The 24,915-nt window shown below is 63.7% G+C and carries 23 protein-coding genes; 1 reads left to right on the forward strand and 22 read right to left on the reverse strand.

All coding sequences use genetic code 11. The annotated features are described in order from the left end of the window. Nucleotides 1-39: 39 nt before the first annotated feature. From ftsZ to ftsW, 11 genes are all read right to left on the reverse strand, one after another. Complete coding sequence (gene ftsZ / locus H147_RS0103980) at nucleotides 40-1,617, reverse strand: cell division protein FtsZ (RefSeq protein ID WP_019954052.1); 1,578 nt, start codon at nucleotides 1,615-1,617, stop codon at nucleotides 40-42. 177 nt (nucleotides 1,618-1,794) lie between these two features. Then, on the reverse strand, nucleotides 1,795-3,129 hold the full coding sequence (gene ftsA, locus H147_RS0103985) for a cell division protein FtsA (protein WP_026352233.1): 1,335 nt from the start codon (nucleotides 3,127-3,129) through the stop codon (nucleotides 1,795-1,797). After that, nucleotides 3,129-4,022 carry a cell division protein FtsQ/DivIB gene (locus tag H147_RS0103990; protein WP_019954054.1) on the reverse strand — a complete coding sequence of 298 codons (894 nt, stop codon included), beginning with the start codon at nucleotides 4,020-4,022 and terminating at the stop codon, nucleotides 3,129-3,131. The genes ftsA and H147_RS0103990 overlap by 1 nt, the downstream gene beginning before the upstream one ends. After that, nucleotides 4,010-4,888 (reverse strand): D-alanine--D-alanine ligase, encoded by an 879-nt coding sequence (locus H147_RS0103995; protein ID WP_019954055.1) that lies wholly within the window; start codon nucleotides 4,886-4,888, stop codon nucleotides 4,010-4,012. The genes H147_RS0103990 and H147_RS0103995 overlap by 13 nt, the downstream gene beginning before the upstream one ends. A 114-nt stretch (nucleotides 4,889-5,002) precedes the next feature. Continuing rightward, nucleotides 5,003-5,929, reverse strand: coding sequence for a UDP-N-acetylmuramate dehydrogenase (gene murB, locus H147_RS0104005; RefSeq protein ID WP_026352234.1), 927 nt, complete (start codon nucleotides 5,927-5,929; stop codon nucleotides 5,003-5,005). A gap of 95 nt (nucleotides 5,930-6,024) precedes the next feature. Continuing rightward, nucleotides 6,025-6,330, reverse strand: coding sequence for a hypothetical protein (locus H147_RS0104010; protein WP_019954058.1), 306 nt, complete (start codon nucleotides 6,328-6,330; stop codon nucleotides 6,025-6,027). Nucleotides 6,331-6,392: 62 nt separating this feature from the next. Continuing rightward, nucleotides 6,393-6,719, reverse strand: coding sequence for a hypothetical protein (locus tag H147_RS0104015; RefSeq protein WP_019954059.1), 327 nt, complete (start codon nucleotides 6,717-6,719; stop codon nucleotides 6,393-6,395). Next, a complete protein-coding gene (locus tag H147_RS0104020; RefSeq protein ID WP_019954060.1) occupies nucleotides 6,686-6,934 on the reverse strand; it encodes a DUF2484 family protein in 249 nt (82 codons plus the stop codon). The genes H147_RS0104015 and H147_RS0104020 overlap by 34 nt, the downstream gene beginning before the upstream one ends. A gap of 21 nt (nucleotides 6,935-6,955) precedes the next feature. Continuing rightward, complete coding sequence (gene murC, locus H147_RS0104025; RefSeq protein ID WP_026352235.1) at nucleotides 6,956-8,353, reverse strand: UDP-N-acetylmuramate--L-alanine ligase; 1,398 nt, start codon at nucleotides 8,351-8,353, stop codon at nucleotides 6,956-6,958. Between the two features lie 17 nt (nucleotides 8,354-8,370). Further along, the gene (locus tag H147_RS0104030; protein ID WP_019954062.1) at nucleotides 8,371-9,468 is read right to left on the reverse strand and encodes a UDP-N-acetylglucosamine--N-acetylmuramyl-(pentapeptide) pyrophosphoryl-undecaprenol N-acetylglucosamine transferase; all 1,098 of its coding nucleotides are present in this window, start codon (nucleotides 9,466-9,468) and stop codon (nucleotides 8,371-8,373) included. After that, nucleotides 9,465-10,634: a putative lipid II flippase FtsW gene (ftsW, locus tag H147_RS0104035; protein ID WP_026352236.1), complete on the reverse strand. Its 1,170-nt coding sequence runs from the start codon at nucleotides 10,632-10,634 to the stop codon at nucleotides 9,465-9,467. The genes H147_RS0104030 and ftsW overlap by 4 nt, the downstream gene beginning before the upstream one ends. A 130-nt stretch (nucleotides 10,635-10,764) precedes the next feature. On the opposite strand from ftsW, the gene H147_RS0104040 reads away from it, so the two are divergent. Then, on the forward strand, nucleotides 10,765-11,943 hold the full coding sequence (locus tag H147_RS0104040) for a BaiN/RdsA family NAD(P)/FAD-dependent oxidoreductase (RefSeq protein WP_026352237.1): 1,179 nt from the start codon (nucleotides 10,765-10,767) through the stop codon (nucleotides 11,941-11,943). Between the two features lie 51 nt (nucleotides 11,944-11,994). Here the strand turns inward: H147_RS0104040 and H147_RS0104045 are convergent, their stop codons facing one another. The 11 genes from H147_RS0104045 to H147_RS0104095 all read right to left on the reverse strand — a co-directional run bounded on the left by H147_RS0104045 (nucleotide 11,995) and on the right by H147_RS0104095 (nucleotide 24,708). Next, entirely contained in the window at nucleotides 11,995-13,443 is a 1,449-nt protein-coding gene (locus H147_RS0104045) for a globin-coupled sensor protein (protein ID WP_019954065.1), read from the reverse strand. Between the two features lie 80 nt (nucleotides 13,444-13,523). Beyond that, complete coding sequence (gene murD, locus H147_RS0104050) at nucleotides 13,524-14,936, reverse strand: UDP-N-acetylmuramoyl-L-alanine--D-glutamate ligase (RefSeq protein WP_019954066.1); 1,413 nt, start codon at nucleotides 14,934-14,936, stop codon at nucleotides 13,524-13,526. 4 nt (nucleotides 14,937-14,940) lie between these two features. Next, nucleotides 14,941-16,023, reverse strand: a complete 1,083-nt coding sequence (gene mraY / locus H147_RS0104055) for a phospho-N-acetylmuramoyl-pentapeptide-transferase (RefSeq protein ID WP_019954067.1) — start codon at nucleotides 16,021-16,023, stop codon at nucleotides 14,941-14,943. 12 nt (nucleotides 16,024-16,035) lie between these two features. Then, nucleotides 16,036-17,466: a UDP-N-acetylmuramoyl-tripeptide--D-alanyl-D-alanine ligase gene (locus H147_RS0104060; RefSeq protein WP_019954068.1), complete on the reverse strand. Its 1,431-nt coding sequence runs from the start codon at nucleotides 17,464-17,466 to the stop codon at nucleotides 16,036-16,038. Continuing rightward, nucleotides 17,463-18,941, reverse strand: a complete 1,479-nt coding sequence (locus H147_RS0104065; RefSeq protein WP_019954069.1) for a UDP-N-acetylmuramoyl-L-alanyl-D-glutamate--2,6-diaminopimelate ligase — start codon at nucleotides 18,939-18,941, stop codon at nucleotides 17,463-17,465. The genes H147_RS0104060 and H147_RS0104065 overlap by 4 nt, the downstream gene beginning before the upstream one ends. Nucleotides 18,942-18,953: 12 nt before the next feature. Continuing rightward, nucleotides 18,954-20,735, reverse strand: a complete 1,782-nt coding sequence (locus tag H147_RS0104070) for a peptidoglycan D,D-transpeptidase FtsI family protein (RefSeq protein WP_019954070.1) — start codon at nucleotides 20,733-20,735, stop codon at nucleotides 18,954-18,956. After that, nucleotides 20,735-21,094 carry a cell division protein FtsL gene (gene ftsL / locus H147_RS0104075; RefSeq protein ID WP_019954071.1) on the reverse strand — a complete coding sequence of 120 codons (360 nt, stop codon included), beginning with the start codon at nucleotides 21,092-21,094 and terminating at the stop codon, nucleotides 20,735-20,737. Before ftsL ends, H147_RS0104070 begins: the two co-directional genes overlap by 1 nt. Continuing rightward, a complete protein-coding gene (rsmH, locus tag H147_RS0104080; RefSeq protein WP_019954072.1) occupies nucleotides 21,094-22,074 on the reverse strand; it encodes a 16S rRNA (cytosine(1402)-N(4))-methyltransferase RsmH in 981 nt (326 codons plus the stop codon). The genes ftsL and rsmH overlap by 1 nt, the downstream gene beginning before the upstream one ends. Nucleotides 22,075-22,082: 8 nt before the next feature. Continuing rightward, entirely contained in the window at nucleotides 22,083-22,577 is a 495-nt protein-coding gene (locus tag H147_RS0104085) for a division/cell wall cluster transcriptional repressor MraZ (protein WP_043699328.1), read from the reverse strand. Between the two features lie 563 nt (nucleotides 22,578-23,140). Further along, nucleotides 23,141-23,638, reverse strand: a complete 498-nt coding sequence (locus H147_RS0104090; RefSeq protein ID WP_019954074.1) for a GNAT family N-acetyltransferase — start codon at nucleotides 23,636-23,638, stop codon at nucleotides 23,141-23,143. After that, on the reverse strand, nucleotides 23,635-24,708 hold the full coding sequence (locus H147_RS0104095; RefSeq protein ID WP_019954075.1) for an Mrp/NBP35 family ATP-binding protein: 1,074 nt from the start codon (nucleotides 24,706-24,708) through the stop codon (nucleotides 23,635-23,637). The genes H147_RS0104090 and H147_RS0104095 overlap by 4 nt, the downstream gene beginning before the upstream one ends. Nucleotides 24,709-24,915: the final 207 nt, after the last annotated feature.

A 24,915-nucleotide genomic window follows, 5' to 3' on the forward strand; every position in this document is an offset into this window, starting at 1 on the left:
GTCAATGTCACTGGCGCGTTGTCGCAACCTGTGTCGGGATCAGTTCGCCTGACGGCGCAGGAAAGCCGGGATTTCGATTCGATCCTGATCGCCCTCCGCCTCTTGGTCAGGCCGCAAAGCGGTGACCTGCGGTTGCGAACGCGATGGCTGCGGCGCGGGCGCCTCGGCCTGCGCACCTGTCATGCGGTTGATCAAGGAATTGATCCCGAAACGCGTCTTTTCCGGCTCTGCTGCACGTGGTGCGGGGCGCTGCTGTTCGGCGGGTTTCGGCGCGCGGTTGACGGCGGCTTGGAGACGGGCCAGCGCCTCTGGCGACGGGGTGCCGGGCGCGGGCGCGCGCGGTGCGACGAAGGTGTCCGCATCCGACAGCGTCGGTTCGGGGCGCGGCGTGTAGGCAGGCGGCGGCAGGTCGTCTGCAGCGCGTGTCTGGGCAGCAGGCGCTTCGCGGCGTGGCTCGAATGCTGGGGTGTGATCCTCTTCGAAATCCTCGAACAGGCTTGGCTCTGTGCGGGCCGGGGCTTGGGCGACGACGCGTTCGGCAGCAACAGGCGCGGGCGCCGGTGCTGGCGCTGGCGCTGCGGGGGCCTGATGGGCCTGCGGCAGTGGCGCGGACATCGACCGGCGCGGTGTCGCATCCTCGGCGCGTTTGACCTTGGCGTCGATGCCGGTGGCGACGACGGACACGCGCATCCGGCCTTCCATGCTGGTGTCCAGCGTGGAGCCGACGATGATATTCGCCTCGGGATCGACCTTTTCGCGGATCTTGTTGGCAGCCTCGTCCAGTTCGAACAGCGTCAGGTCATAGCCGCCGGTGATGTTGATCAACACACCGCGCGCGCCTTCGAGGCTGATTTCGTCCAGCAGCGGGTTCGCGATGGCCTTTTCGGCGGCCTGGATGGCGCGGTTTTCGCCCTCGGCCTCGCCGGTGCCCATCATGGCCTTGCCCATCTCGTCCATTACGGCGCGCACGTCCGCAAAGTCGAGGTTGATCAGGCCCGGACGGACCATCAGGTCGGTCACGCCCTTGACGCCTTGATACAGCACGTCGTCCGCCAGCGCGAAGGCTTCGGTGAATGTCGTGTTTTCATTCGCCAGACGGAACAGGTTCTGGTTGGGGATGATGATCAGCGTATCGACGACCTTTTGCAGCGCCTCGATACCATCGTCGGCCTGGCGCATCCGCTTGCCGCCTTCGAACTGGAAAGGCTTGGTCACGACGCCCACGGTCAGCACGCCGAGTTCACGCGCAGCCTGCGCGATGATCGGGGCCGCGCCTGTCCCGGTGCCGCCGCCCATGCCTGCGGTGATGAAACACATATGCGCACCGGCCAGATGATCGACGATCTGTTCGATGCTTTCTTCGGCGGCCGCAGCGCCCACGCTGGCGCGCGCACCGGCACCCAGACCTTCGGTCACTTTCAGACCCATCTGGATTTTCGATGTGGCGCGCGATTGTTGCAGCGCCTGTGCATCCGTGTTGGCGACCACGAATTCAACCCCGTCGAGTTGTTTCTCGATCATGTTGTTGACTGCGTTGCCACCAGCGCCGCCCACGCCGAAAACGGTGATGCGCGGCTTCAGTTCGTCGTGCCCGGGAAGGGAAAGGTTCAGTGTCATAACTCTGTCCGCCTGTTTTTATATCAGCCCGTCCCACCGGGCGACTGCTGCCAATTATCCTTCAGCATATCGGTATGATGCCGAAAGGTCACGGAAAAAACACAAAGTGCCTACCAAATCTTGACGAAAAATGCGCAATTTCTGCTCGATATCGCATGATCGGCAAGATGTTGCGCATCACCAGTTGTCTCTGAACCATTTGACGGCCCGTTTCAGCGACCGCGCCGGATAACGGTCGGCGGGAATCTCGAAATCCCACCATTCGTCCTGTGGGTTCGCCGCAAAGAGCGACAGGCCCACGGCCCCCGAAAACGCGGGGCCGATGGCGGCCTGCGGCAGACCCTGCACCCGCAGCGGACGCCCGAGACGGACCTGCTGCCCGAGGATCTTGCTGGCAAGCCCATCAAGCCCGGGAATCTGGCTGCCACCGCCGGTCAGCACGATCTGCTGACTTGGCAGATGCTCGAAGCCGGCAGCGTCGAGCCGTAAACGGACTTCTTCAAGGATTTCCTCGACCCGCGGGCGCATGATGCCGATCAGTTCGGCACGGCTGACGGTGCGGCGGTCGCGTTCCCAGTCGCCGGTATCGCCGCCGATCTCGATCATTTCGCGGTCGTCCATGCCGGTAGCCACGACGCCGCCGTAGAAGGTCTTGATCCGCTCGGCGGTGGCGGCGGGAATCTGCAACCCCATCGAGATGTCAGAGGTCACGTGATCGCCGCCCATGCGCACCGAATCCGCATAGATCATGTGCTTTTTCATAAAGACCGAAATGCCGGTGGACCCGCCGCCCAGATCGACGCAGGCCGCACCCAGTTCCTGTTCATCCTCGACCAGCGTGGACATGCCCGAGACATAGGCGGAGGATGCCAGCCCCGCGAGTTCGAGATCGCAGCGTTTGATACAGTAAAAGATGTTCTGGATCGCGGCGGCATCGACCGTCAGCATGTGCATGTCGGTGGTCAGCCTATTGCCCATCTGCCCGCGCGGATCGGCAAGGCCGGAACGGTTGTCGAGCGCGAAATTGACCGGCTGGGCGTGCAGCACTTCGCGGTCGGACCCGTAGTCCGGCACATCGCAATTGGCCATGACCTGGCTGATATCCTGTTCGGTGACGGTGCCGCCCGACACGTCCAGTTCACCGGCAAGACCGTAAGACCGCGGGCGCGCGCCGGACAGGCAGGCGATGACGTGATCGACCCGGACATTGGCCATTTTCTGTGCCGCTTGCACCGCCGTGCGGATCGCGCGTTCGGTTTCCTGCATCGCATCGACTTCGCCGTAGCGGACACCGCGCGAACGGGTCGTCGCCGCCCCGATCACGCGAAACTGCGATTGTCCCGCCATGGACCCGACGCCATCGACGCTGCGGAACCGCTCCGGCCCGTCGAAGCGCAGCACAAGGCATGCGATCTTGGAGGTGCCCACATCAAGCACCGCTACCACGCCGCGCTGCATTGCGGCCTTGCGCATCTGCCGCATCGCCCGTTGACTGTCGTAAAGATCGCCCATCAGTTGCCCGCCCCGGTTGTTGTTGTATTCACGCGGCGCAATGCGGCCGCGGCATCTTCGTTCATCCGCAAGGTCGGCCGTTCGGCATTGCGCATGTCCACAATGCTCACGTCCCGTTCCAGCATGTCCTGCGCAAGGTTCAGCACGATCACCCGGTCGAATGCCGCAACCGCACCGTCACCGGGCAGCAATATCCGCTGGTCGCGATCAAGCACGATGTCCCACCGCCGTTCGCCCATCCGCACGAGCCCGCGCACCCGGTCGCGCAAGGGCCCCGCCCCCGCATACAGCGCCAAGGCTTCCTGAATGTGCTGTTCCGCCCCGTCACCCGCAATCAACGGAAGGTCGGGACGGTCGCCGCGCGATATGACCGTGCCGGATTGCACCCCCTCGGTGTCGATCAAATGCAGAACGGGGCCATCGCGCCACAGCGCGACAGGCACGCGCGGGGTCACATCGACCTGCAACGCACCACCCGGCCCGACCCGGACGCTGGCGGACCGCACGGCATCCAGCGCCTCGATCTCGGCACGGATCGCGAGAAGGTCGAGCGCAAAGGACGACACCGGATATTCCTGAGGCAAAAGATTGACCACAGCGGCCATCAGCCCGTCATCAGCGCCTGTGACGGTCATGGATTGCACCATGAATTGCGGGCGTTCCTGAAAGCCGCGGATTGTTTCCGCAATCCGCGTATCCAGCATGGTGCGGTTCTCGGGCTTGGCAAACCACGACCCGGCGATCACCGCGATCAGCAGGATCGGCACGCCGATCCGCACCGCCGCGCGGAACCCCGGCGTCAGCATCAGCCGCTGATAGCGATAGCCCCATTTCGACGGGGCCGGATCATGCGGCATATCGGCTGTTGCACGGCGGCGGATCAGCGATCGCATGAGGCATCCTCCACCAGCCAGCGGCAGAGTTCCGGAAAGCTGATCCCGACCTTGGCCGCCTGTTCCGGGGCGAGCGAGGTGGGCGTCATGCCGGGCTGGGTGTTGGTTTCCAGCAGGATCAACCCGTCGAGGCCACGGCTTTCGTCCCAGCGGAAATCGGTCCGGCTGATCCCGCGACAGCCCAAGGCGCGATGCGCACGCAGGGCATAATCCATGCAGGCGTCGAAAATCTGCGCGGGAATGTCCGCTGGCACCACATGGCGCGATCCGCCGGGGGCGTATTTGGCGTGGTAATCATACCAACCATCGGTGATGATATCGGTCACGGTCAGCGCACGGTCGCCCATCACCGTCGTCGTCAATTCGCGCCCCGGGGCATAGGTTTCCACCATCACCCGCGCGGGCATGTCGTCGGACAATTGCGGCGGGCCGTTGGCGGCGTCATGCACGATGTAAATACCGACGCTGGAGCCTTCGTTATAGGGTTTCACCACATAGGGCGGCGGCATGACGTGGCGCGCGCGCACGTCATCGGCATCGGCCAGAATGCTGCCCACGACAGGCAGACCGACAGCGCGGTAGATATCCTTGGTGCGTTCCTTGTCCAGCGTCAGTGCGGACGCGAGAATCCCCGAATGTGTATAGGGTATCCGCAGCCATTCGAGCAGGCCTTGGACGGCACCATCCTCGCCCCAACGGCCATGCAAGGCGTTGAATACGGCATCGGGGGCAATCTCGGTCAGACGCGTGGCAAGGTCGGGGCCGGCGTCGACCTCGATCACATCACATTCCGCTGCCCGCAAAGCCGCCGCACATTCGTGGCCAGAGCTGAGCGATACCTCGCGTTCAGCCGATGGACCGCCCATCAGAACAACAACTTTCGGGTTTGCCCTGCTCGACATACCCACCGCCTTTTTTGCGGGCCGTTTGCGGCCCGTCATTGGTTTTGCCCCTGTGCGGGGCGCCGGTCTTTGCGACCATTAATCCGCGTGCCGCAAACCGACCCGCATGATTTCCCATTCTAGCGTGATCCCTTGGGAATCGTAAACCTTTTTCCGCACCAGCTCGCCCAGATCTTCCAGATCAGCGGCGGTCGCCCCGCCAGCGTTGGTCAGAAAGTTGGGGTGCATCGTGTTCATCACCGCCCCGCCAAGGGTTGCACCCCGCATCCCTGCAGCGTCGATCACGGCCCAGGCTTTCAATTCATGCGTATCATCGGCGCGGCCAGTCGAGGAAAACCCCGCCGGATTGCGAAAGGTCGATCCGGCCGTGCGGTCCTTGGTCGGCTGGGTCGCGTCGCGTTTGGCCAGCTGGTCATCCATGCGCGCAGCGAGTTCTTCGGGATCGCCTGCGGGCGGCGCAAAAGTCGCGCCCAGAATGATCGCGCCTTCGGGCAAGGTGCTTTGACGATAGGCAAGATGCAGGTCGGCGGCGGGCAGATCCTGCACCGTGCCGTCACGCAGGACGACCTGCACCGATGTCAGCACATCGGCCACATATGACCCATAACAGCCCGCGTTCATCCGCACCGCCCCCCCGATCGTGCCGGGGATGGTGCGCAGGAAGGTCAAATCAAGCCCCGCCTCTGCCGCGCGCCGCGCGACATGGGCATCCAGCGCCGCCGCCCCCGCCGTGACGGTGCCGCAGTCGATCGCAATGCTATTGAACCCCCGCCCCAGGCGCACGACAATCCCCGGTATCCCGCCGTCGCGCACGATCAGGTTGCTGCCCACACCCATCGGGAACACCGGCACGGATGGGTCGAGTGCCGCCAGAAACGACGCCAGATCCTCGGCATCGGCAGGCTGGAACAAGACCTCTGCCGGGCCGCCGACGCGCATCCATGTCAGATCGGCCAAGGGGCGTTGCGGGGTCAATGTGCCACGGACGGGGGGTAAATCACGCATGGGTCCGGGCTCCTTTAGCTGCCAACCGCTCAGTCTGATGGGTGGTCTGATAGGCGCAAACGGTCAGCCCTGTAAAGCCGACCGCTGGCGTATCGTCAGACCTGCTGCGCGTGGGGCGGGACCGCGCCCTTGCGCTGCCATCCCAAGATGCCGCCGACGATGACGCCCAATCCGGCAGGCGCCGCGATCAGCACAAGACTGACGAGGTAGATCAGCCCGTCAAGGCCGCTCGTGCCTTCCAGCCCGACCAGCATCGCAATCGTCAGGGCCACAAATGCGAGGATCAGGCCAATGGTCCCGGACCGCAGCCGCTTGCGCCCGCACCAGAACGACAGCCAACCAGCAAGCCCCGCCACGCAGGCGGGCATCACGCCGAAAAACGCAAAAGCCTCGAGTTCCATGATTCGCTCCTCATATTGAACATTGTTCGTTTCTTAGCAAAGATGTGAACGACGTTCAATATCTACTTTCCGGCCTGCCGGTCATCGCGGTTGCGCAGCAGTTTGCCCAAGATCGCCCCTGCCCCGCCGCCCAGTACCGATGGCACAATACCCAATAGCAGGATCGCCATCGCCTGCACCGGGTCGATCCCAAAAGGTTTGGCGGTTGCATAGAAAAGGACCACCGCCGCAGCGCCCAGCACCGACAGAATTGACAGGACAAGCCCGAATTTGCCCGCCCTTGCCAGCCGGACCAGCGCAAAGAACGGCAGAAAAGCGCAGAACGCCATCGCCGCGATGATCCCGAAACCGCCCATCAGCGCGATCCGACCCGGCGCAGCCAGCGCCACAGGTATAAAAACGGCCAACGCAGAACCAAGCCGCCGACGAAAAGCCCCAAAAGCCCCATCGCTGGCCCCGCCTGCCATGTCACCCACGCCAGCAAGGGCAGACCGATCGCAATCAGCACATAGGCGCGCCGCCAATGGTTATCGGTCGATGGAAAGGCCGCCATCACGAACGCCAGCACGACCCAGAGGCTGATGGCGATCAGGCTTTGGGTCATGGGCGCGCCGTCATGATCGGGTCAGCCCTGCAACCTTGCGGGCAGCCCGTTGGCCCAAGCGCTGATCGTGCCAGCGCCCAGACAGACCACCATATCGCCCGGTTTGGCTTGTTCGCGGACCAGCCGTTCCAGATCATCCTCGGAGTTCACGATGCGGGCATGCCTGTGGCCGTGGCGGATCAGGCCTGCGACCAGATCGGCGTGGCTCGCGCCTGCAATCGGGTCCTCGCCTGCGGCGTAAACTTCCGAGATGCCCACGACATCGGCATCGTTGAAGCAGGCGCAGAATTCATCAAAATGATGCGACAGACGGCTGAAGCGATGAGGCTGATGCACCGCGATCACGCGGCCTGTTGTGGCTTGGCGCGCGGCCTTGAGTACGGCAGCAATTTCCACCGGATGATGGCCGTAATCGTCGATGATCGTGACACCGTCCACCTCGCCCACCTTGGTAAAGCGGCGGTTGACCCCCCCGAAACCGGCCAGGGCGGCGCGGATTTCATCCTTTTTCATGCCCAGATGCCGCGCCACCGCGACAGCGGCCAAGGCGTTCGACACGTTATGATCGCCGGGCATCGGCAGGCTGCACCCTTCGATCACCTGATCCTCGGATTGCAGGGCAATGTCGAAATGCGCGACACCCGCCTTGTAGGTCAGGTTGATCGCGCGCACATCGGCCTGCGCGTTGAAACCGAAGGTCACGACACGGCGGTCGGTGATCTTGCCCACCAGCGCCTGCACTTCGGGGTGGTCGGTGCAGCAGACGGCAAGACCGTAAAACGGGATGTTGGAGACGAAATCATAGAACCCTTTGCGAAGGTTCTCGATGCTGCCCCAATGTTCCATATGTTCGGGGTCGATATTGGTGACGATGGCAATTGTCGCAGGCAGGCGGTTGAAGGTGCCGTCGCTCTCGTCCGCCTCTACCACCATCCATTCGCCCTGCCCCATGCGGGCGTTGGACCCATAGGCATGGATGATCCCGCCGTTGATGACCGTCGGGTCGATGCCGCCTTCGTCCAGCAGGGCCGCGACCATCGTGGTCGTCGTCGTCTTGCCATGCGTGCCTGCGACAGCGACGTTGGATTTCAGGCGCATCAATTCGGCGAGCATTTCCGCGCGGCGCACCACCGGCAGGCCGTTCGCGCGCGCGGCGTCGAGTTCGGGATTGCCCGGTTTGATCGCAGAGGAAATCACGACAACCTCGGCCCCCGCCAAATTCTCGGCGCGCTGGCCTTCAAAGATCACCGCCCCCAGCGCCTTGAGCCTGTCGGTGATCTTGGTCGCCTTCAGGTCGGACCCCTGCACGCGGTAACCGTGGTTCAGCAGCACCTCGGCGATGCCGGACATGCCGATGCCGCCGATACCGACGAAATGGATCGGGCCCACATCAAGGGGCAGTTTCGTTGCAGCATTCATCACAGGGGTTCCATCCATCATCTTTTGCGCGCCTCTGCCAGATTTTCAACCAATTGCACAAGCCGGTCCGTGGCGTCCGGCACGCTGCAGGCGACCGCCTTGGTCGCCATATCGGCGGCCATTGCGTCATCGGACAGAAGGTTCTGCAACGCCATCGTCAGGTTGGGTGCGTCGAACTGCGCCTCGGTCATCATCAATGCCGCCCCCGCCTCGACCAATTGGCGGGCATTGGCGGTCTGTTCGTCACGCACGGCCGCCGCGAAAGGCACCCAGATCGCGGGCCGCCCGATCACGCTGACATCGGCCACCGTGGACGCGCCAGAGCGGGAAATCACAAGCTGCGCCTCGCTCATCCGGGCGGGGACATCGGCAAAAAAGGTCTGCACATCGGCGGAAATGCCCGCCTCGGCATAGAAGGCCGCGACACGGTCCATATCCTCGGCGCGGGCCTGATGGCTGACGCGGATATTGCCGCGCAGATGATCCGGCAAGGCGGCGATGGCGGCAGGCACGACATCGGACATGATCCGCGCGCCTTGCGATCCGCCCAGCACCAAAAGCGCCATCGGGTAATCCCCCGGCGGGATGTAAGGCGCACCCGCGCGGTCCAGCACCGCCGCACGCACCGGATTGCCCGTGTGGATGCCGGTGACACCCACAGGCAGGTCGGTCGGCCATGTCCCACAGGCGACCTGATCGACGCGCCGCGCGAAAATCTGGTTCACGCGCCCCAGCACGCCGTTTTGTTCATGGATCATGCGCGGCACCCGCAAGGCCCAGGCGGCTGTCATCGCTGGAATGGCAGGATACCCGCCAAAGCCCACGACAACCGCAGGCCGGTCACGCAGCATCCGCCATTTCGCAGCCGCGATGCCACCGGCGATGCGGAACGGCACCGCCAGTTTCTGCGCCAGACCGCCGCGCGCGAAAGTAGCGCTACCCACGGTCGCAACCTCGACCGCATCGGGAAAGCCGCCCGTATAGCGCGCGCCGCGCGCATCGGTGGACAGTTTCACACGCCAGCCACGGGCCAGCATCGCCTCGGCCAAGGCCTGCGCGGGGAACATATGCCCGCCCGTGCCGCCCGCTGCGATGATCAACAGCGGCGCGGTCATCGGTTGGCCCGGCGCAGCAGGATATCGCCGATCTCGCCCTGCGGACGCGACCGGGTAAAGGCCAAGAGCATCCCGATCGCGATGCCACCCGCAATCAGCGATGACCCGCCATAGGACACGAAAGGCAGCGTCATCCCCTTGGCGGGCAGCAGGCGCACGGCCACGCCCATGTTGATCATCGCCTGCGCACCAAAGATGCAGGCAAGACCGGTGCCCGCCAGCCGGATGAACGGGTCACGTTCCTTCATCAGCCGCAGAAGCGAGCCGACGACGATGGTCGTGTAAAGCGTGATGATCACCAGCACGCAGATCAGCCCGTATTCCTCGGCAGCGACGGCGATGATGAAATCGGTATGCGCATCCGGCAACGACCATTTCACCTGTCCCTCGCCCACGCCAACGCCGAAAAACCCGCCTTCGCGGATCGCGTTGGTGGCAAAGCCAAGCTGCGTCGTCGGGTCCACGTCAGGCGACAGGAACCCGTCGATACGCCGGGCGAAATGCTCGGAATTGGCGTAGAATAGTGTCCCTGCAAAAAACACGGCGACGGCAAGACCGATCAGCAAGGTCATGGGTGCGCCTGCCACGAAATACATGACACCCCAGGCGAACATGATCAGCGCGGCCTGCCCGAAATCAGGCTGCAACGCCAGCAACGTCGTGATCACCATGGTCAGCACGAAGGAATAGAGCTTGCCGGGCGGGCCGCCCAGCTGGGTTGCGGCGGCCAGCAGCCAGGCTGTCATGACGATGAAGCCAGGCTTGAGAAACTCGGACGGCTGCACCGAGGCAAACCCCAACGAATACCAGCGCGTTGCGCCCTTGCCGAAATCGGTGCCAAAGAACGGCAGCAGCAAAAGCGACAGGAAAGCCGCGAAAAACCCCAGAATCGCCAACCTGCGCACCATTGTCGGCGACATCATCGACACGACGATCATCGCCATGATGGCCGCACCGCCGAACACGGTCTGGCGGATCACATAGTGAAACGGCTCCAGCCCGTTTTTCGCCGCGAGCGGTGGTGATGCGGCGAACCCCAGCAGCAGACCGATCCCGAAGAGGATCATGACGCAGGACAACGTCCATTTATCAATCGTCCGCCACCACCGTGGAAGAACCGGGTCGCCGGATTGTACCGGAACCGCCCCATAGACCATTTCCGTCATGGATCACCGCCAAATTTGCCTCAATCGCCCGTTTTCCGGGTCTCGGCACAGCATAGACCGGCTTGCCACGCGATTCCACTGGAAATCTGCGCCCTTGCGCCCGCCGCTGATCCACGCCACATCGCGTGCCATGAAAGTGGAGACCCTGATCATCGGCGCAGGTGCCGCAGGCATGATGTGCGCGGCCCATGCGGGACCGGGCGCGCTGGTCGTCGACCACGCGCGTGCGCCTGGCGAGAAGATCCGCATCTCTGGGGGCGGGCGCTGCAATTTCACCAACCTGCATACCAGCGCCGACAATTTCATCAGCCAGAACAGGCATTTCGCCAAATCGGCACTGGGGCGCTATACGCAGTGGGATTTCATCGCCCTGGTCGATGCGCATCGCATTCCCTGGCATGAGAAAACGCTGGGGCAGCTCTTCTGCGACACATCGGCCAAGGATATCGTCGCCTTGCTTCGGGCCGAGATGGCACGCGCGGGCGCTGATCTGTGGCTGGACACGCATGTCGGCGAGATCAGCCATGCCGGCACGGAATTCACGGCCAGACTGACACGCGACGGCCGCGAAATCACCGTCGCGGCCCGCAATCTGGTGCTGGCCAGCGGCGGCAAATCCATTCCGAAGATGGGCGCGACCGGCTTCGCCTATCAGGTGGCCGCAGGTTTTGGCCTGCCCGTCGTGACACCCCGCCCCGGACTAGTGCCGCTGACCTTTTCGGATGACAGGTTCAGGCCGCTGGCCGGTGTGGCGACCCCTGCACGCGTGACGGCGCATGGCACGGGATTCGACGAAGCCCTGCTTTTCACTCATCGCGGGCTGTCGGGTCCGGCCGTGCTGCAGGCCTCATCCTATTGGTGCGAAGGCGATCCGATCAGCATCAACCTGACGCCCGGCACAGATCTTCTGGCTGCGTTGCAGCAGCACCGGCACAGCGACGGACGCAAGGCCCTGACGACGATCCTGTCGCAATATCTGCCCGCCCGGTTGGTTGATTACCTCAAGGACGGCTTCAATCTGCTGGGCACGATGGCCGACCAGGGCGACGCGCGTCTTGCCGCCCTTTGCGATGCGCTGCGGGACTGGCAGGTCACACCGTCCGGGTCCGAAGGATACCGCACCGCCGAAGTCACCTTGGGCGGTGTCGACACATCCGCCCTGTCGTCGCAGACATTGGCGGCCAAGACCGTGCCGGGGCTTTATTGCATAGGTGAATGCGTGGATGTGACCGGCTGGCTGGGCGGATACAATTTCCAATGGGCCTGGTCGTCCGGCTCGGCGGCGGGACAGGCGATCAGGCAAGGGTAAGGTGGGTCAGGTCCCACCTAACGCGGCCATTGCGCCGTGCGCAGGGCCGGGTCAGGCGACACGCGCGACGGGTGGATGGACCGTGCGTCCCTGTTTGATGTCGGTGAGCACGAATTCATTCACAAGCTGCGTCAATGCGTGCGCGGATTGCTGCATCGAAGTGATCGCCGCCACCGTCTCCTCGGCCATCGCCGCATTGTGCTGCGTCACCTGATCAAGCTGGGCGACGCCGGTTGCGATTTCGCTCAACCCGGTCGATTGTTCCTGCGATGAATTGGCCACTTGCGACATCAGCACGGTCGCGCGGCCAACCTCTGTCACGATGCTGCCCAGCGCATCGCCCGCCTGATCGGCCAATTGCACGCCATGATCGACAAGATCCGTGCTTTTGCGGATCAGGTTCTTGATTTCCTTGGCGGAATCCGACGCCCGTTGGGCGAGGTTGCGCACTTCGGATGCGACGACGGCAAAGCCACGGCCTGCATCACCCGCGCGCGCGGCCTCGACCCCGGCGTTCAACGCCAGCAGGTTCGTCTGGAACGCCATATCGTCGATCACGGTCACGATCTCCGCGATCTGCGCCGAGGCCACGGCGATGTCGCGCATCATCTGGACGCTTTGCTGCACCACGTCGTTGCCCCGTTCGGCATTGTGCTGGGCCTGTGCCACGACCTGATCCGTTTCCCGCGTGGCGGCGGCGGATGATTTCACCGTCACCGTGATCTCTTCGACGGCGGCGGCGGTCTGTTCCAGTGTCGCAGCTTGCGTTTCGGTCCTGCGCGACAAATCCTCTGCCGCGAGGGTCATTTCCTGCGCGTGCTGATTGATGCCGGCGCTGGTCGTCTGGATCTGTTCCAGCAACCCGCGAAACGTCGTCATCAGGGCATTCAACGATTCCCGGATACCGTCATATCGCGCAGGATAGTTGCTGCTGTCCGGTCCCGGTACGGGACGCGACAAGTCGCGGGCCGCCATCCGGGCCATGCCATCCTGGATATGAGTGAAGGCAAGGTTCTGTTCTTCCATCTGGGCAGAAAAATAGGCCCTGATGACATAATGCATGTCCAACCCGAAGGCCCGGGTCAGCAGCGGCAGCTCACGTCCGACCCGCGCCCGCCGCGCAGCGCCGGTCAAGCCGCGCGCATTCTTCAGCAGAAGGGTCTGAATCTGTGATGTCGCATGGCTGTAGCCGGACAGATACAGCAGGAACGGCAATTGTATCTTGAAATGGACCCGCCCCAGACGGTCGGCCGATGTCAGGTAGGTCTCGTCGAAACGCCCCGCAAAAAGCAGTTCCCAGTGCCGTTTCTGTTCGTGCCGCGCATGGTTCATCATCGCCTGATCGGGAAAGAACCGCATGCTGTCCGAATCCGAGGTGGCGAAACTGTAGAAATGGTCAAGCACCTGATCCATGAGCGGCATCGCCAGTGCGCCCGCAGCCCTGACGCTGTCGCGATCAAGGTCGAATTTCTTGAGAACCTGGTCGATTGTTTCGAGCATGCGGGCAAACCTGCGGTTGTGGATACGCTGATCCGACACCTACACGTCAGTCGTAAACATTCCGTTGCCAGATCTGCGATTTATGCGGATGTCCCCGAAATTTCCGCCATCACACAGCCGATGAAATCCGCGCCGCGCTGTTCGAAATTGTCGTATTGGTCGAATGACGCCGCCGCCGGTGCCAGCAGGACGACATCACCGGGGTCTGCCTCTGACGCGGCAAGCGCCACGGCGCGGGCCATCGTGGTGCAGACCTCGGCGGGAATGCCCGGCAATTGGCGGGCGAAATCCGCCGCCTCCCGCCCGATGACATAGGCCTTGGCGACATGGGACAGATGCGGCAAGAGCGCATCGAGCCCGCCTTCTTTCTGCAATCCACCGCAGATCCAGCGGATGCGCGGGAAGGCTTGCAGCGCCTTGGCCGCGCTGTCGACATTCGTGGCCTTGCTGTCGTTGACGAAATGCACGCCGTCCCGTTCGGCGACCAGCTGGCTGCGGTGCGGCAGGCCGGGGTAGGAATGCACCGCCGCCTCGATCGTGCGGGGACCTAACCCGAGCGTGCGGCAGACGGCATAGGCCGCACAGGCATTCTGGTGGTTATGCGCCCCCGGCAGGCCCGCGATCGGGCGCAGGTCGATCGACCCGACCTGCCGCCCGTGCCGGTATTCCGACAAGAACCCCTTGCGCGCGAAAACCGACCACGCGGCTTCGGTCAGCTTTTGCCCCGAAGAGACCAGCAGCACACGGTCGTCGCCCGCGCCTTCGGACAATTGGTTCGCCAGATACCGACCTTCGTTTTCGTCGACACCGATCACCGCGCGGTCAGGCCCACCTTCGGCGAACAGCCGCCGTTTGGCAGCGAAATAGCCGCCGTGCCCTGCGTGCCGGTCCAGATGGTCGGGCGACAGGTTGGTCAGCACCGCGACATCGGGGGTCATCGCGCGCGCCAGATCGGTCTGGTAGGACGATAGCTCCAGCACGACAACCTCGCCATCGCGCGCGGGTTCGATGTCGAGCACGCCGCGCCCGATATTCCCCGCAAGCTGCGCAGGCCGCCCGCTCTCGGCCAGAATATGGTGGATCAGCGCCGAAGTAGTGGATTTCCCGTTTGATCCGGTCACGGCGACGACGCGGGGGGTCGTCTCGAACCCGTCCCAATCGTCGGTGGCGAAGGACCTGAAGAACAGGCCGATATCATTGTCCACCGGCACGCCTGCCGCCCAAGCGGCGGCGATGGCGGTATGAGGTGCCGGATAAAGATGCGGGATGCCGGGGCTGACGATCAGCGCCGCGACACCATCATAGGACGCCGTCTTGGTCAGGTCGCGCAGGACATAGCCCGCGGTTTCCGCCAATTCGCGCCCCGCCTGCCCGTCATCCCAGACGACGACGCTGGCGCCACCGGCCTGCAAGGCCGCCGCTGTCGCACGGCCCGACCGGCCCATGCCAAGGACCGCGACCGTCGCACCTTCATATCCGCGTACGGGGATCATCGGATCAGCGCACCTTCAGCGTGGCCAGACCGATCATCGCGAGGATCAGTGCGATGATCCAGAAACGGATCACGATCTGCGGTTCGGACCAGCCTTGCTTTTCGTAATGGTGGTGGATCGGGGCCATCAGGAACACCCGTTTGCCGGTGCGCTTGAAGTACAAGACCTGAATGATGACCGACAAAGCCTCGACGACGAAGAGGCCGCCGACGATGGCCAGCACGATCTCGTGCTTGGTGGCCACGGCAATGGCCCCCAGCGCGCCGCCCAAGGCCAGCGATCCGGTGTCACCCATGAACACGGCGGCAGGCGGTGCGTTGTACCACAGAAAGCCAAGGCCGCCGCCGATCAGACCCATGGTGAAGATCAGCAATTCGCCGGTGTCGGGGACGTAATGCACGTCCAGATATTGTGTGAAATCGACGCGACCGACCGCATAGGCGATGACCCCGAAAGTGCCTGCCGCGATCATCACGGGCATGATGGCCAGCCCGTCCAGACCGTCGGTCAGGTTCACCGCATTGGCAGAGCCCACGATCACGATCACTGCGAAAGGGACGAACAGCAGGCCGAGGTTGATCAATGTGTCCTTGAAGATCGGCACAGCAAGCTGGTTGGTCAAATCATCAGGGTGATACTGCGCCGCCCAATAGGCCGCGATGCCTGCGATGGTGATCCCAAGCAGGATACGCACCTTGCCCGACACGCCGGACGTTGTCTGCTTGGACACCTTGGCGTAATCGTCGGCAAAACCGATGGCGGCAAAGGACAGGGTGACAAACAGGACCATCCAGACGAAGGGGTTATCCAGCCGCGCCCACAAGAGCGTGGACACCGTCAGCGCGCCCACGATCAGCAAGCCGCCCATCGTGGGGGTACCCGCCTTGACGAAATGCCCTTCGGGCCCGTCGCTGCGGATGGGCTGGCCCTTGCCCTGCTTGCGACGCAGCACGTTGATCAGCGGCCGTCCGAAGATGAACCCGAAAATCAGCGCGGTCATGAATGCGCCACCGGCACGGAAAGTGATGTAGCGGAACAGGTTGAAGACGTCGCCGCCATCTGAAAGTGCCGTAAGCCAATAAAACATGTCTATGTCCTGTTATTCGTAAACGCGGCGATGCCCGAGTTTGCGGATCGCGTCAACGACCAGCGACACTTTGCTGCCTTTTGATCCCTTCACCAGCACCACATCGCCGGTATCCACCAGGCGCGCCGCCTGTGCGGCCAGTTCAGCCGCCGTCGCGGCCCATTGCCCGCGCTTGCCCTGCGGCAAAGCCTCCCACAGATGCCGCATCAGGGGGCCTGCGCAATGGATCAGGTCAAGCTGTTGTAGATGCGGGTTCTGCGCCATGCCGACATGCATCGCGATCTCGTCAGCCCCCAGTTCGAGCATGTCGCCCAGAATGGCGATCCGCCGTCCCTTGACGATCCGCCCCACCCCGTCGCGCGGCTGGCCTGCCGCGATGACTTCTAGCGCGGCGGCAAGTGACGTGGGGTTGGCATTGAACGCATCATCCATCAGGTCAAGCGTTTCGAATTCATTGGCCGCATCCAACTGGATGATCTCGCGCGTGCCGCGCCCCGCTGGCGGCACCCAAAGTGCCAGATCAAGCGAGGCTGCGACAGGGTCCGCCCCAAGGGCCGCGACCACGGCCAGCACGCCCACCGCGTTCAGCCCGAAATGCCGCCCCGGCACCGAGAGTTTGAACAGGTAGTCATGCCCCGGCGATGCTGCGCTGATGACGGTCACATCCTGAGAGATGCGCAGATCATTGACCCGCCATTCGCCAGCACCTTCACCGAACAGCACGATCTGCGCGCCGATCTCGCGGGCGTGGTCCTGCAAGATCGCCGTTGTCTCGACATCTCCGTTCAGCACTGCGATGCCGCCCGGCTCCAGCCCGTCGACGATCGTGGCCTTTTCCGCCGCGATCCCCGCAAGGCTTTCGAAAGACGCCAGATGCGCCGCCGCCACGGTCGTGACCATCGCCACATGGGGACGCGCCATGCGCGACAGGGGTGTGATCTCGCCCGGATTGCTCATCCCGATCTCGATCACGGCGAAATCGGCATCGGCAGGCATCCGCGCCAGCGTCAACGGCACGCCCCAATGGTTGTTGTACGACGCCTCGGCGGCGTGGCATTTGCCTTGGCGGCTCAGCACGGTACGCAGCATTTCCTTGGTCGAGGTCTTGCCCACCGATCCGGTGATCGCGGCAATACGGGCCGTGCTGCGGGCACGCGCGGCGATGCCCAGCGCCTCCAGCCCTCTCAGCACGTCAGGCACGACCAGCAAGGGCGCATCGGGTGCGACACCTGCGGGGCGGTGGCTGACGAGTGCGGCGGCAGCCCCTTTTTCCAGCGCCATAGCGACGAAATCATGCCCGTCGCGCACATCCGTCAGTGCCACGAACAGATCGCCCGGTTGTAAACTGCGGGTGTCGATCGACACGCCTGTCGCAGTCCAGTCACCCTGTGCGGCGCCACCTGTTGCGGCAACCGCATCGGCAGTGGTCCACAGCGCAGTCATATCCGCCCCTCCAGCGCCGCGACGGCGACGCTGGCCTGTTCCACATCGTCAAACGGCATCACCGTATCCCCGATGATCTGCCCGCTTTCATGGCCTTTGCCCGCGATCAGCAGCGCGTCACCCGGTTGCAGCATGTCGATACCGCGCAAGATCGCCTCGGCACGGTCAGCGACCTCGGACAGGCTGTCACAACCCTGCGCACCCGCCAGAACGGCGACACGGATGCTGGCGGGGTCCTCGGACCGCGGATTGTCGTCGGTCACGATCACCGAATCCGCGAATTTCGCCGCCGCCTCGCCCATCAGCGGGCGTTTCGCGCGGTCGCGGTCGCCGCCTGCGCCGATGATCGCCACGATCCGGCCCATGACATGCGGGCGCAAAGCTTTCAGCGCGGTTTCCACGGCATCGGGCGTATGGGCGAAATCGACAAAGACCGCCGCACCGTTCCCGCGCGTCGCGGCGAGTTCCATCCGACCCCGCACGGTGCCAAGCTGGGGAAGTGCTGCGAACACATCCAGCGGATCGGCCCCTGCGGCGATCACCAATCCGGCAGCAAGCAGCACGTTTTCGGCCTGAAAACCACCGATCAGCGCAAGGCGTGCGTGATGCGGACGGCCCTGCCATGTGAACAAAAGGTCCTGCCCCGTCGCATCGAACCGCTGTCCGGTCAGACGCAGGCGGGCATCATCGCTGCGCCCGACGCCGATCACCTCTTGCCCGCGCTTGGTGCAGATCGCGGCAACGACTGGCCCCTTGGGATCGTCCAGATTGACGACGGCCACGCTATCCTCGGCCAGCACGCGGGTGAAAAGGCCCATCTTGGCCGCGAAATAGGCCTCGAACGTGCCGTGATAATCCAGATGGTCCTGCGTGAAATTGGTGAAACCCGCCGCCGCCAGCACCACGCCATCCAGGCGGCGCTGGTCCAGCCCATGCGATGAGGCCTCCATCGCGACATGGGTGACGCCATGCGCCACAGCCTCGGCCAGAACGCGGTGAAGGGTGATGGGTTCCGGCGTCGTATGCTTGAGCGGATAGGCCCAAGCGCCCTCGACGCCGGTGGTGCCAAGGTTGACGCCCGCCAGCCCCATGTCTTCCCAGATCTGGCGACAAAAGCTGGACACCGATGTCTTGCCATTGGTCCCCGTCACCGCAACGACCGTGCCCGGATGCGCCCCGAACCAGAGCGAGGCCGTCTGCGCCAGCGTCTGGCGCGGGTCTTCGGCGACGATCAGCGCGGCGTCGCTTGCGCCCAACACATCGGCGGCGATCCGCGCACCGGCGGCATCGGTCAGCACGGCGGCAGCGCCCATGCGCAGGGCGTATTGGATGAATTCCGCACCATGGACCTTTGCCCCCGGCAAAGCCGCGAACAGGCTGCCCTTGGTCACGTCGCGGCTATCCACGGCAAGGGATGTAATGGTCGCATCGCGCCCCTGCGCTGCCGTCAATCCCAGCGCCGTCAGTGTCTTCATCGCAACAACCCCCTAGTTCGAGGTGAGTGTTACACCGACAGGATCGCCCATGTCCACGTGTGGCCTGAGGCCCAGCAAAGGCGCTGTCCGGCGGATGATTTCGGCGGCCACTGGCACGGTTGTCCAGCCCGCCGTGCGGCGCGGTTCGACACCCGAGGTTTCGACGGGCTCATCCAGCGTGACGATCAGCACATATTGCGGATTGCTGGCCGGAAACACCGACGCAAAGGTCGAAATGACCTTGTCTTCATAATAGCCGCCGCCCGCCGCGCGCGGTTTGTCGGCAGTGCCGGTCTTGCCACCGACCTCATAGCCAAGGACGTCACCCATGGATGCGGTCCCTTCGGTCACGGTCGCACGTAGCATGCCGACGACCGACCGGCTGACAGCCTGGCTGATCACGCGGGGGCCCGGTTGCGGATCGGGGTTGTGCAGCAGCGTCGGTTCGACCCTGGTGCCGCCATTGACCATGGCCGCATAGGCCGCGGCCAGATGCAAGGGCGACGACGACAGGCCGTGACCATAGGAAATCGTCATGGTCGAAATCTCGGACCAGTTGCGCGGCAGCAGGGGTGCGCCGGTCGGCGCTTCGATCAATTCGACCGGGGTGGGCTGCAACAGGCCCAACTGCCCCAGAAAATCACGCTGCCGTTCCGCGCCGATCTGCATTGCGATACGCGCTGTACCGACGTTGGAGGATTTCACGATCACGTTCGTGACGCTGTTCTCGGGGCCATAGTTGCGGAAATCGCGAATGCGGAAACGACCCCATGTCAGCGGGTTGGTGGTGTCGATCATCGTATTGGCGTTGACCAGACCCAGTTCCATGGCCTGTGCGACTGCAAAGATCTTGAACACCGACCCCAGTTCGTACACGCCCTGCACCGCGCGGTTGAACAACGGACTGTCGGACTGATCGCCGGTCGTGGCGACCTGCGGGCGGTTGTTGGGGTCGAAATCAGGCAAGGAGGCCATCGCGATAATCTCGCCCGAATGGATATCCATCAGGACCGCCGTGGCCCCCTTGGCGTTCATCAGCGCCATGCCGCCCGCCAGCACTTGTTCGGTTGCCGCCTGAATCGACAGGTCGATCGACAGTTGCAGCGGCGCGCCTTCGTTGGCCGGATCGCGCAGGAAGGTGTCGAACTGGCGTTCCACGCCGGCCACGCCGATCACCTCGGCGCTGGACACGCCTTCGCGGCCATAGCGGGCACCGCCAAGGATATGCGCGGCCAATGATCCGTTGGGATAAAGCCGCATTTCGCGCGGGCCGAACAACAGGCCGGGGCTGCCGATGTCATGCACGGCCTGCATCTGCTCGGGGCTGAGCTGGCGGCGCAGCCACAGGAAACGGCGCTGTCCGGTGAAATCGGCCAAGAGCTTTTCGGCATCCATTTCGGGAAAGATCGCGGCAAGCTGGCTGGCAGTGCGCGCGGGGTCGATCATCTGGCGCGGATGCGCATAAAGCGAGAATGTATCAAGATTGGTGGCAAACAAGCGCCCGTTGCGGTCCACGATATCGGCGCGCTGGCCGATAATTGGATTCCCTTCGGCAGCGGCGCGCGGTTCTTCGGGGACCGAGGACGCCAGCGTGCCCATCCGCCCGCCGATCACGATAAAGGCGCAAAAGAACATCAGACCCAGCAGCAGCAAACGGCCTTCGGCGCGGCTGCGGGCCTTGTCCTGTTCGGCGGCATGGCGGCGGGCACGGTTTTCAGCCTCGATCACATCGGGGTTTTCGCCCTTTTCGCGGGCCTTGAGGATACGGGCCAACGGCCGCAGCGGCGTGCGCATCACAATGGGTCCTCTGCAAGGTCGATCATGTCGCTGGACAATTCGATCGGGTCGGTGATCGGCAGGATCGGCGGAATAGGATAAATGATCTGGTTGACCTGCCCGAACGCCTCTGGCCGCAGCGGCAGCAGGCCGAGCCGGTCAAAATTCAGATCGGCAAGATCGGCAAGCCTGTCGGGCCGATTCAGATAGGCCCATTCCGCGCGCAGCATCTGCAACCGGTCATGGGCGGCACCGATTTCGGTGTAGAGTTCGCGCGCCTCGCGGACGGCGGCCTGCGTGGTGTAGTTTTCCTGATAGGCCCAGAAGGCCAGCCCGATCACGGCAAGTGCTGCGAATACAAACAGAAAACTCCGCATCAGCGGCCCCCCTTCTTGCGCATCATCGGCATGCCCAGATCGGCCGGATCGAGGCTTTGCGCCGGAGCCTCAGTGCGGATCGCGACCCGCAGCTTGGCTGACCGCGACCGCGGATTTTCGGCCAGTTCCTGATCGTCCGGCCCGATCGCCTTGCGCTTTTCGATGCGAAAGGCGGGTGTGATCTGTTCGGTTTCCGGCGCATAGCGGTTGGCATTGGCGTTGTTGCCCGACCGTGCTTGCAGAAACCGTTTGACCATCCGGTCCTCGACCGAATGAAAGGTCACGACCGCCAGTTGCCCGCCCGGTTTGAGCGCGCGTTCGGCGGCCATCAGCCCTTCGGCCAGTTCGCCGTATTCGTTGTTCACCGCGATCCGCAGCGCCTGAAAGGTCCGCGTGGCGGGATGCGACTGGTTCGGCTTGGCGCGCGGCAGGCAGCTTTCGACGATCTTGGCCAACTGCCCTGTCGTCGTCAGCGGACGGGCTGCGACAATCGCCTTGGCGATGCGCCGGGACGCGCGTTCTTCGCCGTAAAGATAGATGATATCGGCCAGTTCGGCCTCGTCCGCGTCATTGCACAAATCAGCGGCAGACAGGCCCGATTGCGACATCCGCATATCAAGCGGCCCGTCGCGCATGAACGAAAAGCCGCGTTCCGCCAGATCAAGCTGCATGGAACTGACGCCAAGGTCCAGCACCACGCCGTCAAGGTCCTGCGCATAGGTATCAAGCTGCGAAAACACGCCTTCCTGCATCACGATCCGGTCGCCGTAATCCGCGACCCATCCTGCGGCCATCTCGAACGCCAGCGGGTCACGGTCCACCGCGATCACCTTGTCCGCACCCGCCGCGAGCAGCGCGCGGGTATAGCCGCCGTTGCCGAAGGTGCCATCCAGCCAGACACCCGTCACAGGGCTGACCGCCCCGATCAAGGGCCGGATCAGGACGGGAATGTGCGGGGTTTGATCTGCGGCAGCGGACATGGCGGCGCCTACCCGTCCAGCAGGATCAGCGGATCATAGCCTTCGGGCTTGTCCGCCAGATAGGCCGCCATCACGCCGGACACGTCGCTGTCATAGCGGTCAGCCTTCCAGATTTCGAAATGGTCGCCAAGGCCGCTGAAGGTCACTTCGCCATCGGTGATCCCGAGTTTCTGACGCTGCCTGATCGGCATGACGGTGCGCCCATCCTTGTCCACGTCCAGACGGATCGACTGGCCGATGATCAGGCGCGACAGGATCTGCTTGCGTTCCGACCCGCGCGGCAGCGCGTTGATCTGGGCCACGACCTTGTTGAATTCTGCAACGGTATAGCCGTGCAGCTGGTTCTTCAGATGCTCGCCATACAAAAGATACATGCGGGGGGTGCGGTCGGGGGTCCATTCGGGATCGCCGGTCTCGAGCACGCGACGAAAATCAGCCGGGATCGACATGCGCCCCTTGCTGTCCACCTTTTGGGTGTGTTCGCCGGTAAAACTCAGATCCACTGCCCTCTGCCTTCACTGTCCGCCGGACCGGGGCCCGGATGTGAAAACGGCGGATTGTGCTGCTGCCACTGCACAATCCGCCGCCCTCGTCCCATTTCTGGGAAAGTCCGACTGCGCGTGCCACCTGGGGGGATGTCTGCTCGCTCACGCGCCGGATCGTTTTTGAGGTGATGCCGAAGCCTGTATGAAACCTGCTTTTGCCGGTCGGGGTTCTTGAGATGCCCCTTTGAAGTCGTGTCCGTCATCACCGTGCGCCTGTTGTGCCATCGCGCGATGCGCCGATCAACAGTTTTCTGGGATTTCATGGAATTTGATGGGCAGACCGCGCGGTAGCGACACGGCCTGGCAGTGCCCGAGGACGCACTTTGCGCATATGTTGCGGTAGTTGCGTCGAAAGCCACCAAATAGGGTAAAGAAAAAGAAACCCTGCGTGATGCAGAAAATCTGCAACTTTCCGCGGTTCCGCCCCGGTTTAAGCAGGTCGTGGCGCAGGAACGGACGTCGACCTCACGGAATCATCACGCAAATGATTCGGATACGTGATCGATTCCATGAATTCCCGATCAGGCAGGGACAGTCAGCCGTTTGTGCATCACATGGGCGGCGACATAGCCAAGATCGGGATGCAGGAAGGCATCGGGGATGGTGCCGACGGTCGCAAAGCCAAGGCGGTGCCACAGGCGGACCGCGCCCGCGTTGCTGGCCAGCACGAAATTGAACTGCATCGCGAGATACCCCATCGCGCGGGCCTGATCCTGGCTGTGCAGGCACATCTGCGCGGCAAGCCCCTGCCCGCGCGCGGCTGGGGCGACAATATAGCCGCAGTTGCAGATATGCGCGCCGCCGCCGGGCTGGTTGGTGCGGATATAATATGTGCCAAGCACCGCATCGCCCGCCACCGCCACATAGGTCGCGGCGGGCTGCTGCATCCAATAGGCGAAAGCGGCCTCGCGGGTGATCGCGGGATCGACGGCATAGGTCGTGCCTGCGCGGAACACATCGTGCAGGATCGGCCAGAGGGCGTCGAAATCCGCCTCGGTCGCCAGCCTGATCGTGATCACGCCATCCCGCCCGCGACCAGACGGCGCGCGATGGTCGCGTAAGCCTCGGCCATGGGGGAGGATCCGGCGGCAATCGGTGTGCCCGCATCGCCCGCCAGCCGCGTATCCAGATCAATGGGCAGCGCGCCAAGGAAGGGCACGCCGATCTTGTCGGCCTCCAGCGCGACGCCGCCATGGCCGAAGATATGCGCCTCGTGCCCGCAATTGGGACAGATATAGGTGGACATATTCTCGATCAGGCCAAGAACGGGCGTATTCAGCGTCTTGAACATATCGAGCGCCTTGCGCGCATCGAGCAAGGCCACATCCTGCGGCGTGCTGACCACGATGGCCCCCGTCAGTTCGGTGCGCTGACACAAGGTCAGTTGCACATCGCCGGTGCCGGGGGGCAGATCGACGATCAGCACGTCCAGTTCGCCCCAGGCCACCTGCCCCAGCATCTGCTGCAGCGCGCCCATCAGCATAGGGCCGCGCCAGACGACCGCCTTGTCGGGGTCCATCATCAGGCCAATCGACATCATCGTCACGCCATGCGCCTGCAGCGGGATGATGGTCTTGCCGTCAGGACTGCCGGGGCGTTTGTTCACACCCATCATGCGCGGCTGGCTGGGGCCATAGATATCGGCGTCGAGCAGACCGACCCGCCGCCCCTGCCGCGCGAGCGCCACTGCAAGGTTGGATGACACCGTCGATTTGCCCACCCCGCCCTTGCCCGATCCGATGGCAAGGATGCGGTCCACGCCGCTGACCTTCGCGGGGCCAGCCTGCGGCGTCGGGTGCCGCCCGATCTTGAGCGAGGGCGGCTCGGCCGGTTTGGGCGCGGGGCCATGCGCTGTCAGCACAGCCGATACGCTGTCGACACCGGGCAAGGCCTGCACGATCTGTTCGGCTGCGCGGCGCAGGCCGTCCATGCGCGCGGCTTCGGCAGGGGTTTCGGCCTCGATCACGAAACTGACCTTGTCGCCATCGATCCGCAAGGCGCGGATCATGTCGCGCGCGACAAGATCTCCACCCTCCGGCAGCGCGATGCGGGCCAGCGCGGTCAGAATATCTTCTCGGGTTACAGCCATAAGGACGGCTCCTTTTTCAATTGCGCCTGTTTTTCCGTCAACTTCTGGCACGTTTTGGGCAATACGCAAGTCTGCGGCGTGACCTGCCTAAAATTGCAACAGACAGATGACATTAGGTCAGCATAACTTATGCATTTTCTGCATAGCAGCATTGACCGATCGGCCATTGTGCAAGTGCAGCATTATCTTACATGATGGTCACAAGCG

Source organism: Yoonia vestfoldensis DSM 16212, from assembly GCF_000382265.1.
Classification (GTDB): Bacteria; Pseudomonadota; Alphaproteobacteria; order Rhodobacterales; family Rhodobacteraceae; genus Yoonia; species Yoonia vestfoldensis.